Below are 19043 nucleotides of genomic sequence, written 5' to 3'. Positions count from 1 at the left end.
GATTTTTTATGTGTGACGAAATGATGCAAGGTGGGTTAGAGTCATTAATGATTTTAAGTGATGGAGAAAGCAGCAGGTCTATTTGTGCAGAAAACCCCAGTGGGGAAAAAGAAGGAGGAGGGAAGTCAACAGATGGTGCTGCAAAAAAAGCGGCCAGGCATTTAGGAAGGGGATGGAAAATCTCCCCTTATTATGAAATCTCCCCAAATGTGGAATATATATTAGCAGATATTGAAGGCGAAGGCCAGGTGGAAAGTATGTGGTTTGGAGGGAATATATCCAGAAATTACATATTAAGAATATATTGGGATAACGAAACGAAGCCTGGTGTAGAATGTCCCCTCCCGGAATTTTTTGCATATGGGTGGCAGACAGATAATAGCGATCCGTTCAAAGGGCCCTTTAGCCAGATTAGTTCCATTCCCGTGGCAGTTAATCCAAACAAGGGACTAAACTGTTTTTGGACGATGCCTTTCAAAAAACACTGTAAAGTGACCATTGAAAATAGAAGTTCAAAAGCATATATTTGTTATTATCAAATAAATTATTGTCTTAAAAGGGTACCGGAAAATGCAGGTTATTTTCATGCACAGTACAGGCAAAAATGCCCGGTAGAGTACAAAGAAGAATTTACCATATTAGATGGTGTATCTGGGAAGGGAAAATATGTAGGTACGGCTCTGTTTGTAGGCCTGAACGGTGCCGGAAACTGGTGGGGAGAAGGAGAATTAAAATTTTATATTGATGGAGATAAGGAGTTTCCCACTATTTGTGGCACGGGTACAGAAGATTATTTTGGGGGTTCTTATGACTGGGAAGTAGATGGAAAATATCAAACTTATACCACACCTTTTATGGGAATGCACCAGATTTTACAGTCTGATGGTTTATACAACCATCAGCAAAGATTTTCTATGTACAGATGGCATATCATGGACCCGATTCGATTTTCGAAAGATTTAAGGATCACAATCCAGGATTTAGGATGGGCAGAAACCGGAGAAACCTATTTGGCACGAAGAGATGATTTTGCAGTGGTTGCATTTTGGTATGAGGATCATCCAGCTCTTAGAACATGTACTTTACCGGATAAGGAAGAAATACGGGTAATCTAGAAAAGAGGAGAGCATCGCCTTTATGGAGCAAACAATAATATTAATACACGGACAGGAGAATAGGATGCATCAAAAGTAAGAGATATGTAGAGTAATAAACGAGCTACTACAACGAATAATGTTATCTTAAATTTGGGTTTAGCTAAGAAAGGGACGCTTTGTAGATCGATGTAGCGTTCGGAAAGAGAAGGGGACAGCTCAGGGGATTACACCCTGCAGTAAAACCATCTTTCCGTGCACCATCTCCATCTACAAATCGTCCCTTTTCATCGTGATCTCAGAATAAAGAGAAGAGAAACCAGAGAAGTCTTTAGAATTTCGAATATTACCATAGTATTTTGAATTTTACATTGAGAATTTTGTGTGGTTTGCCATATAATTGAAGTAACTCATAGATCAATATGGTCTATTTAACTGGCAAAGTATTACCGAAGTCAAGCCGCAGGTAATGGATTGATTGTTCTGGCAGAAAAATATTATCGAGAGATATGCCGGTTTGAATGGGAGAAAAAGGATAGGAGGGAAATCAGAGGTTGAAGCGGAAACAGGAACTGAAAAAAGGTAATGAAAACAGGAAATGAATAAAGGAGGATGGTGCTTTGAAGAGGATTAAGATTTTTGGGGAGAGAAGAGGAAAAAAAGTATTGGCGTTAATTCTGGCAGTTATACTGGCAGCTGCACCGGCATTTGATGTGTCTGCAGCATCTGAGACGGGCAGTACAGAGGAATTACCGCATCTGACTACATGGGTTGAGAAGAATAAACAGGCACCAATGGTTTGGAGTACGATCCAGTATTCGGGAAATCAACGATATTATGATCGGATAACACAAAATATTGACTGGCTTTCGAAGGAATGGCTGCAGTATGGATACAATTATGCGGTTTTGGATGGATGGCTTGCTCAGAAAGATGACGGATCAACTGCTCCTTATGGTTCTTATTTATATAATAAAAACGGATATCTGATTACACCATATAAAGAGTGGGAAAAGTCAGGTGCAACTTACGAAAGTTTTGCAAAGTACTGTCTGGATAGAGGGATAACACCAGGTGTATACTATAATCCAATGTGGGTATATAAAAGAACTGTAAATGACGTAAATGAAGACGGTGAGCCGAATAATATTAATCCTGTAGTTGCCGGGACCAATATCCCGCTACGGGATATTATCAATACTGGTACAAGTCCAATTGGCACCAGTGAGGGAAGAAAGGGCGATGATCTGGCTGAATTCCAGAGTTGGTATTATGTAGATCCCAACAAAGAAGGAGCAAAAGAATACATGCAGGGCATGATTAAGTACTTCAAAGATATGGGGTATGGTTTTATGAAAATTGACTTTATTCGTCAGGGGCATTATTTCTACGGTCAGGAGGCCATGGAAAAGGTTTACCGATGGTGGAGAGAGGCTGCTGGAGATGATTTTATTATTTCTTTTGCAAATGCTAGACAAGTAGATTATATGGGTGCAGAAACGGAATATGCCGATATGAACAGAATTTCTGCAGACACAAATGGATGGGCGAGACTTTGTTCAGAGAATAGAGGAACAGTTCAGAGAAGCGAATGGGATACCTGTAAAAATGGTTTTGATGCGTATAATTATTTTTCGGAAAGAGTTGCAGGAGGTCCAAAAGCCGGTGAAGTAATATTGGATGGAGATCACACCAGAACCAATCAACTGACCGTGGATGAAACAAAATTTTCGATTGCACTGAAGGTATTGAATGGCAGCGGTATTCAGATGAGTGACACGGTTGAGAATACAGTGGGTAATGCTCAGAATCAGGTTAAGCCGTGGGCTTTTAAGAATTGGAACTTCATCAATTTGGTTAAAGAAGGCTTTTTTGCAAAGCCGCTTAAAGAGTATAAAAAACAGGATGTGTACACAAGGGGGAAATATGATCTAAAAGACCAGACATATGATCAGAAAACCCAAATCTGGACAGGTCAGGCAGAAAATGGTGATTGGATTGTAGGGCTGTTTAACAGAGAAGATACACCGGAAGTGCGTTCCATTGATCTGAAGGAAGATCTGGGTCTTGAAGGTGCTTATCAGGCGCTGGATCTTTGGGAAAATAAAGTCGTTGGGGAGGCTGTGGAAAGGTGGAGTGAAGAACTTCCGGCACATGCCTGTCGTGTTCTTAGGCTTAGCCGTACAGATTATATTTCACTCAATGAAAGCCAACTGGAGCTGAGCATCAATGGAGGATTGGGAAACTATCAGCTGACAGCAGAGGTTTTTGCTGAAAATGAAGAGGATATTACGGTAAACTGGTCATCATCAGATATTGATGTAGCAGATGTAAGTAAAGAGGGGATGGTTACAGCAATAGGTACCGGCACAGCGGTAATCACTGCTGCAAGCAGTTCAGATCCAAATTTGACGGCCTCTTGTACGGTTAAGGTTTATGATTTTAATGGTAATATTGAGCAGATTATTTTGTCAGAAAGCGATATAGAAATTAATATGGGAACCCAGATCCTTCTATATGCATCTTTGGAACCGGAATATGCAGGGAACCGGAATGTTGTGTGGAGCAGCAGTAATCAGGATGTTGCTAGCGTGGACAATGGAATGGTAACCGGCATTAGCCTGGGTGAGACAAGGATCCGTTGTACAAGCACCGCCTCGGAGGCTGTTTTTGGGGAGTGTGTGGTACGTGTTACACCCAGAAACATTGAATATGGTGATGTTATAGGAGTAACATTGGATCGGAATGTGGTGAGCATGCTGCCGGGAAAAACTACCCGCTTGCACGCAGAAATTACAAATGCGGAAGATGATGCAACTATAAACTGGAAGAGCTTGGACGAGACAATTGCTACAGTAAATGCAGAAGGCATAGTGACAGTGGTAGGTAACGGCTGTACTACCATTCTGGCACAGGTGAATGGGAAAGAGGAATATGCTGCACAGTGTATCGTATATGGAGCTCTTGAAGATGCATCATATGAGACTGAACTTTCCAAAGGCCATACATTGAATGGTACAAAGGCAAAAACGAATAAAAGTGCATTTTCAAACAAAGCAGGAACTGGAAATATTGGAAACAGTGCCACTAATAACTTTCTGCTAATGGATGTAGATGTTCCGGAAGCAGGTTTGTATAACTTCGGTCTGTATTATGCACAGAATAATGTAGACACACAGGATACGGGACTGGTAGCGGGCGGAGCATCCCGCAGCGTATATGTAACTTCGGATGGAGGAGTAAGCTCCAAGTTTTTAGTGCTGCAGGGAACCATTTCGGGAAATTTTGACAATCCTGAGCAGGAGCCTGCATCAACTACTCTGGAACTCAAGGCAGGAACTAACGAACTGAAATTGTATAACAGTAAGGGATGGTGCTCAGATCTGGATAAATTCAGCATTACAAAGGCATTTCCACTGACTGGTACAGCTGCCAATGTTGCAGGGGTAAGAGATGGAGGAAAAACCTTTGTGTTAACACAGACGGTGATTTCCGGTACCATGGATGATTTGAAGGATTACGAAGTAGCCGGTGAGTATACAATTTACAGGGATAATGAGGCGATCGCTTCTGATGAGGTAGAAGGCCAGACTGGAATGGAACCTGTTCAGAGCAGTGGTGGAAGAGCAAGAATGAATGGGTTTGTGTATCAGCGCGATTTTCAGACAGAGATGATTGATGTCAGCGGTTATACCGAACCGGGAAGTTATACTGTGATTTTTACCGCTATAAAGGATGGTATAAAAGTAGAAAGCCAGCCATTGTTTCTGTTTAAAATACCATACCCTCTGGAGATATATACGGTAAGCTATGACCTGAATGGCGGAGAAGGTACTGTTCCCGAACCAATTATTAAAGAAGAAGGAACAAAGGTGACAATAGCGGAAGGAGACGGATTCAGCAGAACCGGTTATACGTTCATTGGTTGGAATACGCAAATGGATGGATGCGGAGCTGTATATCTTCCGGCCAGTGAATTAGAAGTCGGCTCAAATATGGTACTGTATGCACAGTGGAAGAAAATAGCTGATAAAACAGACTTGAAAGATGCTTATAATAAATACAAAGAGTTGATAGAAAAAGATTATACTTCTGGTTCCTGGGATGTTTTCAGTATAGCGTTGATCAATGCCGGGAAGATACTTGAAGCCGATGATGCGGGTGAAGAGGAAGTGGCAGAAGCTGCAGAAATGCTCGAAACAGCAGTTAAGGATTTGAAAAAAATATCAGATTTAACATGGGAAGAATTGCTGGAGGAAATGGTTGCCCAGGCAGAAAAAGCTCAGGCACAGGCAGAAGAGGCTAAGAAGCAGGCAGAGGAAGCAAGGCAGCAGGCCCAGCAGGATAGAGATGCAGCAGAAACAGCAAAAGCAGAAGCGGAAAAAGCTAAACAAGAAGCAAAAACAGCGGAAGCAGAGGCTAAAGAAGCAAGGGATCAGGCTATAGCAGCAAAAGATCAGGCTGAGATGGCAAAGATTGAGTCAGAAAAGCAGCTTAAAGAAGCAGAAAAAGCGAAGATAGAGGCAGAAGAAGCAAGTAAACAGGCTGAAGAAGCAAAAAACCAAGCAGGTGCAGATAGCGCAGCTGCGAAAGAAGCAGAACAGAAAGCGAAAGAAAAAGCAGAGGCAGCAGAAGCAGCACAGTTAGCAGCAGAAAAAGCTCAGAACGCAGCGGAGCTAGCCATGGAGCAGGCGGAACAAAATGCAGCCCAGGCAGACATAAAAATGCAGCAGGCGGAAACCGCAATGAAAAAAGCAGAAGCAGCACAGAAGCAGGCGGAAACTGATAGAATTGCTGCCGAAACCGCAATGGAACAGGCGGAAGCAGAACGTCAGGCAGCGGAGACCGCAAGAATCAAAGCTGGTGAAGAATGTATAGCAGCAGAAGCAACAAAAAAAGCGGCAGAAGCAGAGCGTCAGGCAGCAGAAACGGCAAAAGAAGCGGCAGAAGCAGAGCGTCAGGCAGCGGAAGCGGCAAAAGAAGCGGCAGAAGCAGCTAAAAAAGCGGCAGAAGAGGAATCAAAAAAATCAGGAGCAGATCGTGCAGCAGCAGAACAGGCTCTTAAAGCAGCAGAAGCAGCAAGGATAAAAGCGGAAAATGCTCAGAAGGCAGCAGAAAAAGCCAGGGCAGAAGCAGAGAAGGCCAATGCAGATGCACAAAAAACAATTAACAGCCAGAGAGTAACTGTAAAAAAGGTGACACTTAAATCTGTGAAGAATAATGGGAAAAAGGCATTCAAAGCTGTCTGGACTAAGGTTAGCGGTGTGACTGGATATGAACTGCAGTACGCTTTAAATTCTAAATTTAAGAATGCAGATATTAAAAAAGCCGGTGGAGCAAAGACAAGCTGCACTATTAAAAAGTTGAAAAGCAAAAAGAAATATTATGTAAGGATACGTGCGTATAAAACAGTGAATAAGAAGTTGGTGTATGGTCCGTACAGCAAGGTCTTTAATGTGAGAGTAAAATAATGATTAATAAATGGAAGGTGGGATGCATTACAGCATCTCGCCTTTGCATGCAGTTATGGGAATAATTATGCGCAGAAGCAGGAAAGAGAAACGCAAATGATTAAAGAACAGATAAATAAACTTTCAATTAAGAATAAGATTATCATACTGATGATTCCAATTATTATTGTTCCAATTACTGTTTTTTGCATTCTTTTTCATCGATCCTATGAGAATGTAATAGAGGAACAGAGCATGAAAAGCGTATCGGATAATCAGACAATGATAGCAGATCGCCTGGAGAGAATTTTGATTAATATGGTGGATTGTTCGAATTACATGAGCATTAGCATTAATAAAATACAGGCAAATACAAGGAATATACTGCTATGGGATGTGCGTACTGCAAACTCCATCTATACGGAATTAAATTTAGCACAGGTAATATTCAGTGATGTTGACACTATTGTATATGTAGACGCCGGTAATAGTCTCTTCAGTAACAATGTACATATGCTGCGTTGTAAGCAAGAATGGTCAGATGCTGTTAAACTTTTAGAGGATTCTCGCGGGGAATCTGTTTTGCTTAGCAAACAGGATGTTGAGAGTATCGGTATTCTAAATGAGGAGGGAAAGAGTGACGGCATGGTTGTCATGGGCAAAAAAATTATAGAGATAACGTCTGGAAAGACCATGGGATATTTGTTTGTAAATGTCAGAATGGAACTATTTTCTGCACATCTTCATAGCCAGATGACAAAATTTTATCTGTTGGATCAGGAAAATAACTTGTTAGGAAGGAAAAAAGATTTTCCATCTGAAATGTATGGAGATATAAATCAGGAGGGATTTTCCATTGGTTGGGCGGATCGAAAAAAGTTTTTATATTCCACATATCAGATGCATAACTATAATTGGAAGATACTGGGGGTGACGAGCCTTGAAAAATTTAACATTGGGCAGGAAAGACTGGTGTCCATATTTCTTATGGTTGGAATTGGTATGGTGTTTGTGGAAATATTACTGTCATTTTATTTCACCAATCTGATTACCAGGCCTTTGGTTAAGCTGAAGCAGAATACCGAGAGAGTTACTACAGGAGATTTTTCCATACGCTGTGGTTTTCAGAAGAAAGACGAAATCGGTCAGCTTGGGCTCAGTTTTGATGCTATGGCTGAAAAGATTCAGGATCTGATTCAGAAAGTTAATGATGAATCCAGGAAAAAGAGAGAGTATGAACTGGCATTAATTCAGGAACAGGTAAAGCCTCATTTTCTATATAATTCGCTGGACATGATTATTAAACTTTCGGAGATGAAAAAGTACAGAGAATCCCAGCGAGTGGCTAAAAAACTGGCGGACTATTATAGAAATACACTTTCGGACAGCCAGGAGGTAATTCGGCTGGAACGGGAATTACTGATTGTATCAGACTATATGGATTTGCTCCAGATGCGGTATTATAATCTGTTCGAATACCACATTAAAGTCAGGGAACCAGATCTGAAGAACAGGTTGGTACCTAAGCTGATTCTGCAGCCACTGATTGAAAATGCAGTATACCATGGTTTAAAGTATAAAGGAGAGAAGGGAGCGATAGTTATTTCTGTGGAAACAGAGGATAATAGGATTCTTATAAAGATTATAGATAATGGAGTGGGTATGCCAAAACAGGTCTTGGCAGCATATCAATCTGGAGAAAAAATGGATAATCATTTTGGAATCTATAGCGTAAACCACAGAGTGAAACTGTTTTATGGAGAATCATATGGACTTAGCTTTGAGGAGGTTTCAGAAGGTACAACTGCTGTTTTGACTCTGCCATTATAAGTTAGTAAAAATACTGTCAGCGTCAATTATGGATACAAGGCAGCCGGGAAAAAGTCATATAATGGGGGAACAGTATGATAGGAATCATGTTAGTGGATGATGTGATAATCTTTCGGGATTATCTGAAAAGTTATGTGAACTGGGAAGAGTATGGGTTTGAAATCTGCTGTGAAGCTCAGGATGGAAAGCAGGCATTGGAAATGTATGAACGGTACGAACCAGAGATTATTCTGGCTGATATTTCCATGCCGTATGCAGACGGATTTATGATGACGGAACTGATTATGCAGATAAATCCAGATGTGATTATTGTGCTGATTACTGGTCACAGTGAATTTGAATATGCCAGAAGAGCTTTGCGCTTGGGCGTGTATGATTATATTGTTAAGCCTTTTGAAAAGGAAGAACTTATATTTACCCTGCTTAAGATCAAAGATAATATTGGTAAAGTAATTGAAATGAAATCCGAAAAAGAGGCATTGGATGCAATAAGGTGGGAAGAGAAGTATCGCAAATTGATCTATGGGAATGATAGGGAACTGGAAAAAGAGCTATTCAAATCCCAACATTATATTGTCTGTACAATTACAATACGAAGGGATGACACTGGATTGCTGAAAGAAACCGAGTATCAGTGGGAAGAAATTCTTAAGCAGATGTTCCGGGACATTCTGTGTGAAGAGCAGGAATGTGTTATATTCAGTGACTTTGAAGGGAATCTGGTGGTAGTACTCGGATTTGATGATGAGGGGAAAAAGAATGAGTACCATGGCTACGAATTGCTGGATTTTGCCAAGCTGGTAAAAGAACATCTTGGATACACTTTAAAAATTGGAATTAGCGAAGGAAGTGTATCAGATTGCGGAGTAAGTGAAGCATATCAGAAAACATTACAGGCACTCGGTTTCCAATATGAAAATAAAGATGAAATAATTTTTGACTCCAGGTATTATGAATTATCAGATAAAGAGTCTTATTCCTGGGAAGTGATCGCTCAAACTAACAGCTGTATGGAGAATATGGATTTTGATGAAATAAACCGAATTTTGACTGTAACCTTTGAAGAGAAGAAGTTCCGAATGGATTATAATTATAACACGATGCTTTCAATGAGTCTGATCAGTCAGCTGCTGGCATTTGTTGACAGAAAAGGAAGAAAAGCGGAGGATATTTTCCAAGGGGAGTTAAGCTCATATCACATTCTCACAGAAAGTCTTTCCTATACTGTAAAGGGGAGATTTGTTTTAGCGTGTTTTGGAAAAGTTGGCCTATATTTCCAAAGCCACAATGAATCTAAAGATTATCAGATTGCATACGGGGCAAAAGCTTACATTGAGAAGAACTTTGGCAATCCAGAGCTTTCTGTAGAGGACATTTCAAGAGCACTGCTGATCAATCAGACATATCTAAGAAGAATGTTTAAGAGTGAGATGAATACGACCATCAGTGAGTATATTACGAAATGCCGCGTGACAAAGGCAAGAGAATTACTGGAGGGAGGAGTGTATAAGGTTTCGGGCATTTCTGAAATGGTTGGGTACAATGATGTGAGTTATTTTAGTAAATGTTTTAAAAAATACTATGGTGTATCGCCGAATTCAATAATTATAAATAAGTAATTTTGAGAATTACCAATCCATTTTGGATATTACATGGAGTATTGATGAATAGTGCCATATAATCAGGGTATCAAAGAAAAGGAGGAGGTTTTTCTATGACAAACCTGAAAAAAAGAATGGTGGCATTATCAATGATCCTAGCTATGGGTGTTACAAGTACTATGGGGTGTGGTAATGGGGGAACAAAGGACAAGGAAGTAAATTCTTCGACTGAGGCTGTAACGGAAGAAACTGACACAGCGAAGGAATCAAGTGAGACTGCAGCAAAAGAAACCAAGGCATTAAACGAGTCAAGTGAAGCACCTACAGAAAAGGCAGCAGTAGCGGAAGGTGTTATCAGTGATGAAGAAGCTACTCTGAAGATCTATGCTCAGTATGCGGATGAGGATACCAAAATTCCATTTGATTATGCCAAAAAACAAATGGCGATTGCTTATCCAAATGTAACTCTGGATTTAGACATTGAGGCCCAGGATGACGGACAGAAGCTGCAAACTTATGCAGCGACCGGAAATCTTCCGGATATTTTCCGGGTAGAGCTTGCCCAGATCGAAGCCTTTAAAAAATCGGGTAATGTTATGGTACTGAATGATATCTCGGATAAGATAGGGTTTACGGATAAAGTATATGATTCCTGTAAAAACATTTTATACCATGATGACGGCAACATTTATGCTTTCCCGTATGCAGGCAATGAAGTGGTGCTATGGTACTATAACAAAGACCTTTTTGCACAGTACAATTTAGAAGTGCCAAAGACATATGAGGAATTGAAGAATGTTATCAGAGTTATGAAAAAGAATGATATTATTCCAATGACAATATTTGCTAAAGAAAAATGGATTACTACAGCTCTTTATGACTCAATTGCAACAAGATATGACGTAGGCGGAATCGATAAGCTGGATAAGCAAAATGGCAGTATTACAGATGATGCTTATGTAAAGGCAGCAAATACAATGCATGAACTGGTGCTTGAAGGACTGCTTCCGAGTGGTGTAACCAGTATGAACTATGATCAGGCAGCATCCTTGTTTTATGAAGGTAAGGCGGCGATGTTTATGAATGGGCAGTGGGAGATTGAGATGGCAACAGATAACATGGGCGATAAAGTAGACTGGATGTATTATCCGGCAGAAGATGAGGCGGCCTATGAAGCATGCAAAACAGCCTGGTCAGGCGGCGGGTCCCCTAGTGGATTTGCAGTAAATCCTAAATCTGAGCATGCAGAACTGGCTGCAGAAGTAGCCGCATTTATTTCTGAGAAGTTCTGTGAAGCTAAGTATATGTATCGTTCTAACCCTTTGATTGCAGTTAAAGTGGATGTTGAGCCAGAGAAAGCGCTTACACCTATGATGCAAAAACTGGCTGAGGTGCTTCCTGACACAACTAGTAATACGAAATTCGACTGGGGTCTGACAAATTCCATATTCAAGACCGGTATTGAGGATCAGTCACAATTCCTGTGTACAGATCAGTATTCAGCGGAGGAATTTATAAATGAAATGACAGGTGTAATGGAGAGAATGGGACAAGAATAGGGAGGGAAAGGGTGAAGTACTTTGAAAAAGTATCTTGGAAATAAGACAGCCATTGTTCTTTTTATCTTTCCTGCAATGCTTTTGTTTGTAGTAATGATTTTTATCCCTATTCTTCAGGTATTCTACAGGAGCATGTTCTCATGGGATGGGGTGAATACTGGAATATTTATAGGAATGGCAAACTATATCAGAATATTTAGTGATAAGACCTTTTGGATATCCAATAAAAATGCGTTGATATTTGCTGCTATTATTACCTTTTTTCAAGTGATTATGGCAACCATATTTGCAATTGTAGTATCTGCGCCCAGGACCAGAGGCCGGAAGATACTCCGTGTCAGCTATTTTATCCCCGTGGTATTATCGGTAACAGTAGTTTGTCAGTTATGGTTGTCTATCTACAATTCGGATACAGGTCTGTTAAACCGCTTCTTTGAAGCCATAGGGATTTCTTACAGACAGAATTGGTTGTCTGACAGGAAGAGTGCAATCATTGCTATAGCTGCAGTAAATGCATGGCAGTGGACCGGTTATCAGTTTGCCCTGATTTTAGCGGGAATCAAGACAATTCCGGAGTCATACTACGAGGCGGCTCGTATAGACGGCGCGTCTTCTACAAGAGCACACCTTTTTGTAACAATACCACTGCTGAGGGAAACTTATAAATTTTGTCTGATTTTGTCTGTAACAGGTGGTATTAAGGCATTTACAGAGATGTATATCATGACTGGCGGAGGACCGGGAACTTCAACTTATACACTTTCTTATATGATGTATAGTTCCGCTTTTCGGAGTCAGGAGTATGGGTATGGTTTAACGGCGGCAAGCATACTGGTATTGGAGTGTCTGGTGGTTATATTAATCATTAATTTTTTACTCAAAGAAAGAGAAGGTGGGAAAAGGCAGAAATGAAATTAGGGAAAAAGAATATAAGACCGGCAAGCCTTTTGTCGCAGATGCTCCTATGGATATATGCATTCATTTCAATCTATCCTATGTTTTGGATGGTGTGCTATTCTTTAAAAAATAATCAGGAAATATTCGTGACCAACCCATTTGGAATACCAAAAGTGTTCAGGATAGAAAATTATGTAAGGGCTTGGGAAGAGTTCGATGTGCCAAAGTATTTTGTGAACAGTTTGTTTGCCTCTATAGCTACGGTGATCATTACGATTCTCATTGCAATTTTGTTTTCTTATGCTGTGTCCAGACTAAGATGGAAAGGAAGAGAGGCAGTATACATATTTATTTCTATGGGTATGTTTATACCGGTACAGGCGATTCTGATACCGATGGCGAGAACCGTGAAGGTTATGAATCTCATGGAAACCCGCTGGGGACTTATCATTCCATATGCAGCGGTGAATCTTGCCCTGGCATGTATGGTATATTACGGTTTTTTCAAGGGAATTCCTGTGGAACTGGAGGAGGCTGCCTGCATCGATGGGGCTAATATTTTTCAATGCTTTTGGAAAGTTATCGTTCCTCTGGTGCAGCCGGCAACAGCTACACTCGTAATTTATATTTTTCTGAATGCCTGGAATGAATTTATTCTTGCCAATGTATTAATTGTTTCAAACGACCTCAAAACATTGCCATTAGGGATTTTGTTTTTCCAGGGACAGTTTACAACTGATTGGGGGGCAATGGGAGCAACAATGACGATTGCCAGCCTGCCTACAGTAGTGTTATATGTGTTGTTTAGTGAACAGGTCGAACGTGCAATGACAATTGGGGGAGCAGTAAAGGGATGAGTGCGCCCAGGAAAGGGCGGATAGTTTAGCGGGTGGAACCTGCTGTTTCAGTGGATGAACCGCAGAAGTCAGAAGAAAAGCTACAACTGGGAGGGATTCAAGCAGATGTTGGATTATTATCCGATGGTATATCCCAAGAGATATTTTAATCTCTATGCGTAGCTTGCAACTGTAAATGTTATTATGAAGAGCCGTATGCGGGAAAGCCGCACGTACGGTTCTGGAGAGGATTTCATATGGTGACATATGATTTTACTAAACACAAGTCTGGAAAAGGCTAAGCGAAGACAGTCAGGCCTTATCGCAAATCGGCTGTTTTGTCCTGCTATGGCAGTTATGGAAGCAGTAAGCGGGTAACTACCAGGAAATAGCGGGATTATTAATTGATATGATAATGAGATAGAGAGTATTGCTGAGGGATTTAGGTCCCGGGCAATGCTCTCTTTTTATAGGATTTAGTTATATTTAAACTTCTTGGCAAAAATCATCATAGAATGGTAACCAAAACGCTTAATTAAAATTACATCATCGAACATGGTAATGCTGGTTTTTCTATAGAACGCGATGATAACAGCTATTACAAAGCCCGTTACCAGACTAAAGGGTATTCCATAGAGTAGTTTTCCTCTCCTGATTCATATAGAATCTTACTTTATGATGTCAATTGTAAATTTACCGGAAGGATGCTTCCCGCTAAATATCAATCAATTATAAAATTTATGAATGTTTTATACAATACCTCAACGTTTTTATTAATTAACGAAGGGGGATCCAAACGAAGGGCATATTCTATCTGGGGCTGTTATTAATGAAGTCTAACAGATTTCCTGCTATATATTTTTCCAATGTATTGAATGTATACTTTGATGTAATGAAAAGTAAATGATATAAAGAACCTAAAAACCTATCTGAAATAAATCCACTAACATTAATAAATTACAATACAAAGAAAGAGAAAACCAAATTACAATATAATAGACCTCCTTATGCCATACCATAGACAGGCTGTGACACATCACATAACGCTAAAAATGCGATGCACATCCAGTCTATAATAATAGGATGGAGGTTCCCTGTGAATTCATAATATATCACACAAACACAGTATAAAATCCCGTATATTTTTAAAATTCCAATAGATATAATAAAGATAATAAACGCATAAAAATTTGCGAAAAAGAGGGAGGAATTGGTGTGAAACGACAGATTTTAGCAACGATTATGAGCTTTACACTACTTGTCTTGGCATTACCGTGTATGAACGTACATGCTGAGGAAGGGCAATTGGGAGAAAACATTGCATTAAAAGCGGTGGCTTCTGCCGAACATGAAAACACATCGGCTGCAAATGTGAATAACGGCAGTCTGGCGACGAGTGATCCTTTTACCTCATGGAATACCTGGAATAACAGCGGTTCATATCCCACACCGGTTACGCTGACGTGGGAGGAGCCCTATGAAATATCCAGTATGCAAGTGATGTGGTGGGCAGATAATGCAACGCAAAATGCAAGTGGGAATGTGACGTTTCCAAAATCCTGCAAAGCTTATTACTATGATAACACACTGGACGACTGGGTGGAAATTACGGACATGCAGGACGAAAATGATGTGGATACGTCTTCTGTGGGGGTTCGGTATGATGGCAATAACGGCGGAATAAATGGTGCAAACAGTTACTGGAACGGCGTACTCCTGAAGACACCGGTCAGAACAACGCAGATGCGGCTGTACATAGACCGCAGCGGAACGGGAAGCAATGGAGTTGGAATCAGTGAATGGGAGGTGTATGGCGAACCAATTAAGGACGAACTTTTTGCTGCTAAAATCATCGGAAAAGAGCGGATCGGTCTTGGCGAAACTGCTGAGTACCAGGGATTTTGCATACCCTCAGAATTGCCTGATGTTACGTATGAATGGTCTGTTCCCGAGGCGTACAGCGAAATTCTGGAAATAACGGGTAATGATACAGATGCCAGTAAGATTACGGTAACGGCAAAAGCGGCTGGAGCTGGTGCCTTAAAATTAAAATGCACTTATGGAACTACGCAGCGGGAAGTATCCTTTCCGGTATCGGTGGAATCCATACAGAGTATTGATGATTACATCACGGCAACGGCAGCCGGAAGGGAGCCGATTCTTCCCAAAATGGTTGTTGTAAATGGAATTAGCTTCGACGATCCCACTCCTTCGCTGAAAAGTGTTAATAAGACACAGAATGGCGGAACAGAAGCGTTCGACTTTGGAGAGGAATTCAATTCCAAACTGATGCCCGTTGAATGGGAAGCAGTAGACCCTAAGCTGTATGCAGCGGATCAGGCAGGAAAGACATTTACCGTAAACGGAACAGTCAATTACGGAGGTGAGCAATGGGATGCCAAAGCACAGATCACGGTAAAGAAACCCGTTGTAGCACCGGATGCCAATAGTGCGGTAACTTTTGAAAATGTAAAACTGAATGATGAGTTCTGGCAGCCAAAGCAGAAAGTGAATGCGTTGAATTCTCTAAATGCAGGAATCAGCAGGATAGCCATGGAAGCAGGCGGAGAACCAAATTTTGATAATGCAATTAAAAAATTGAACGGGGAATCCTATGAACCTTTTCATGGATTTGTTTTCCAGGATACGGATATCTATAAATCCATCGAAGCAATTTCATATACGCTTTCAGTTATTCAGGATGACAAGGATCCGGAAATTGCAGCACAAAGAGAAAAATTAGAGGATAAATTGGCTGACTGGATCAGTAAGATTGAGCAGGTTCAATATGCAGACGGTTATATTAATACACACTTTACTTTAAGGAGCACTACATTTGCAGGAGGAAGTTCTCCCGGCACTCATCGCTTCCGGGATTTTAGCAATCATGAGATGTATATAGCAGGACATTTTTTTGAATCAGTCGTAGCGTATACCCGGTACCGGGAAGGAATCGGAGATCCTGATTACAGCCTTTATGTAGTGGGCAAGAGATTTGCAGATGAAATTGTACGCCTTTTCGGACCGGACGGGCAGCGCCACGAAGTTCCGGGGCATGAGGAAATAGAACTTGCCTTGATAAAACTGGCGAAGCTTGCAGAAGAGTACGAAGGTGAGGGTGCAGGCCAGAAATATATAGATACAGCCAAACTGCTGATTGACAGGAGAGGGGAAGATCAATCCTTAAGGGAAAGCAATTACAAAGGCGGTGACTATTCCCAGGATAAAACGCCCTTTACACAGGAGAAAAACGGAGTGGGACATGCAGTTCGTGCCACATATCTCTATGCGGGAGCAACAGATGTAGCGACTTTACTGCCGGATGGAGATGCTGACAAAGAGGCCTATCTGGATACGCTGGACACTATTTGGGATTCCGTACAAAATAGAAAAACCTATATAACCGGCGGTATTGGGGTAAGATCTCATGGAGAAGACTTCGGCGGAGATTATGAGCTTCCCAATGATGATTCCTATTGTGAGACTTGTGCATCGATTGCAGTGGCTAACTGGAACCAGCGAATGAATCTGGTGCATCAGGATGCAAAATATGCGGATGTAGTGGAAAAGGCACTTTATAACGGTATACTGGTAGGAACGAATCTGGAAGGAAATCTCTTCTATTATGATTCACGCCTTGAGGTATCTAATGGAAATGCCCGTTCAGAATGGTTTGCATGCGCCTGCTGTCCTCCGAACCTAATGAGGACAATTGCTTCCCTGAGCGGTTATATGTATTCTGTCCATCAAAATGATGTCTATGTAAATATGTACATCGGAAGCGATGCAAAAGTAAATGTAGACGGCACAAAAGTGGCATTAAAACAGGAGACAAAATACCCATGGGAGGGGAAAACAGCCATCACCGTTACACCGGAGTCAGAAAAGGAATTCACTGTTAATATAAGGATTCCGGGCTGGATACAGGACCAGAAAAACAAAAATACGGATATCTCAGTAAATGGAGAGAATATTTCAGCAAAAGCTGTCAATGGATATGTTGCCATTAAGCGGAAATGGACGCCAGGTGATGTAATTACAGTGGATATGCCAATGGAAATAAGATTGACAGAAGCGAATCCAAATGTCAAAACAAATAGCGGGAGAGTGGCAATAGAAAGAGGGCCTCTTGTATACAGCATAGAAAAAGCCGGGAATACCAGTTTAAATCCTGAAGTCCAAAATCTGAATCCATTGAACTATGTGATTCCCAGATCCACAGAATTTACAGCGCAATATAACCCGGAGCTGCTTAAGGGCGTTGTAGAAATCACCGGAGATGTATATTACGAAGCAGGAGATAAATTAGTTCCGGCAAAACTACAGGCAATTCCTTTTTATGCATGGAATAACCGGGGCGATGACGGTATTTACGGACAGAATAATGCGACTAAAATGCTTATATGGACAAAAGCAAATGGATTTGCGGTATCAGTCCAGGCTGATAAGAATACCATCAATATCGGTGATACAGCTGCATTAACTGGAATAGTAACCGCTCCTGCGGATGTATCTGACAATATTTATCAATGGTCTGTCACAGAAGGCAGAAGTGTGGAAATAACAGATGGGGAAGGCAGCGCCAGGGCTACCGTAAAGGGAATAATGGCGGGGGATTCAGAGCTTACGCTGACAGTATCTAACAGCTATGGTACACAAAGCGCCACATACAGTTTGAAGGTAAATGCTCCCACGGATCCGGAAGAACCAACAGACCCGGAAGAGCCGACAGATCCGGAAGAGCCGACAGATCCGGAAGAGCCGACAGAGCCGACAGAGCCGACAGACCCAACAGACCCAACAGACCCAGAAGATCCCACTGACCCTACAGAACCTGTTGATCCTGCAGTCAGAGCGGTAGAGGATTTTATTAATAAAATCGGAGATAAAATTACCATCCAAAGTGACCAGGCGATCGTAAAGGCAGAGCAGGAATATGCAGCGTTAAATGCAGTCCAGAAGACAAAGGTAACGAACTACAGTAAATTAAAACAGGCCCGTCAAACCTGTAATAATCTAAAAGCTGCTGATGCAGTTGTGATTAAAATTAATGCGGTTGGGACGGTTACTTATAGCCAGGCATCCAAAAATAAGATCGACGAGGCACAGGCTATGTATCAAAAGCTGTCCCCAGACCAGAGAAAACTGGTTACAAATTACAGCCTTCTAACCCAGGCACAGTCCAGATACAATGAACTGGAAAGACAATATAAGGAAAAGGAAAAACAGGAAAATACAATTATTACAGGAAAGACTTATACAACAGGTACCTACCGTTATAAAGTGACCAGCCTAAAGAACAAGACCGTAACCCTGACCGGAGTGACGAAGAAAACCCTCACTTCCATTAAAGTCGGCAAAACAGTTAAAATAAAAGGCAAAACTTTTAAAATAACTGCAATTGGAAAATCTGCATTTAAAGGCTGTACGAAAGCGAAAAAAGCAACTGTTGGAAAATACGTAAAAACAATTGGTGACAACGCATTTTATCAGTGCAAAAAACTAAAATCCGTTCATATAGAAAGCACAGAACTGACAAAGATCGGTAAAAAAGCATTCTATAAGAACAGCAGTTTAAAGAGTATTACCATAAAAAGTAAAAAGCTGAAATCAGCCGGATCCCAGGCATTCACCGGTATCCACAAAAATGCAAAGATGAAAGTGCCTTCGTCATGCCTGAAAAAATATGAGACAAAAATCCTGAAAAATAAGGGACAGAAGAAAACAGTGAAAATTGTAAAATAAATTAAAAAGGATATTTCTGGTTCTAAGCACA

At 41.0% G+C, this 19043-nt stretch carries 8 protein-coding genes; all 8 read left to right on the top strand.

The features are described 5' to 3' along the window. Positions 1-8: 8 nt before the first annotated feature. The 8 genes from CD03_RS0115635 to CD03_RS36140 all read left to right on the top strand — a co-directional run bounded on the left by CD03_RS0115635 (position 9) and on the right by CD03_RS36140 (position 19012). On the top strand, positions 9-1115 hold the full coding sequence (locus CD03_RS0115635; RefSeq protein WP_027294459.1) for a glycoside hydrolase family 172 protein: 1107 nt from the start codon (positions 9-11) through the stop codon (positions 1113-1115). A gap of 599 nt (positions 1116-1714) precedes the next feature. Beyond that, on the top strand, positions 1715-6565 hold the full coding sequence (locus CD03_RS36145) for an Ig-like domain-containing protein (RefSeq protein WP_052377824.1): 4851 nt from the start codon (positions 1715-1717) through the stop codon (positions 6563-6565). A 96-nt stretch (positions 6566-6661) separates the two neighbouring features. Beyond that, positions 6662-8374 (top strand): sensor histidine kinase, encoded by a 1713-nt coding sequence (locus CD03_RS0115620; protein ID WP_027294458.1) that lies wholly within the window; start codon positions 6662-6664, stop codon positions 8372-8374. A 74-nt stretch (positions 8375-8448) separates the two neighbouring features. Then, entirely contained in the window at positions 8449-9993 is a 1545-nt protein-coding gene (locus tag CD03_RS0115615; RefSeq protein WP_052377823.1) for a response regulator, read from the top strand. 95 nt (positions 9994-10088) lie between these two features. Next, a complete protein-coding gene (locus CD03_RS33655; protein WP_242849102.1) occupies positions 10089-11534 on the top strand; it encodes an ABC transporter substrate-binding protein in 1446 nt (481 codons plus the stop codon). 21 nt (positions 11535-11555) lie between these two features. Beyond that, positions 11556-12446 carry a carbohydrate ABC transporter permease gene (locus CD03_RS0115605; RefSeq protein ID WP_027294456.1) on the top strand — a complete coding sequence of 297 codons (891 nt, stop codon included), beginning with the start codon at positions 11556-11558 and terminating at the stop codon, positions 12444-12446. Next, entirely contained in the window at positions 12443-13288 is an 846-nt protein-coding gene (locus CD03_RS0115600; RefSeq protein ID WP_027294455.1) for a carbohydrate ABC transporter permease, read from the top strand. The genes CD03_RS0115605 and CD03_RS0115600 overlap by 4 nt, the downstream gene beginning before the upstream one ends. A gap of 1194 nt (positions 13289-14482) precedes the next feature. After that, positions 14483-19012: a beta-L-arabinofuranosidase domain-containing protein gene (locus CD03_RS36140; protein ID WP_052377822.1), complete on the top strand. Its 4530-nt coding sequence runs from the start codon at positions 14483-14485 to the stop codon at positions 19010-19012. Positions 19013-19043: the final 31 nt, after the last annotated feature.

This window comes from Robinsoniella sp. KNHs210, from assembly GCF_000686105.1.
In the GTDB taxonomy this organism is placed as follows: Bacteria; Bacillota; Clostridia; order Lachnospirales; family Lachnospiraceae; genus Robinsoniella; species Robinsoniella peoriensis.
Note: the sequence above shows the minus strand (reverse complement) of the source record. Positions and strands in the feature narration are given on the sequence as shown.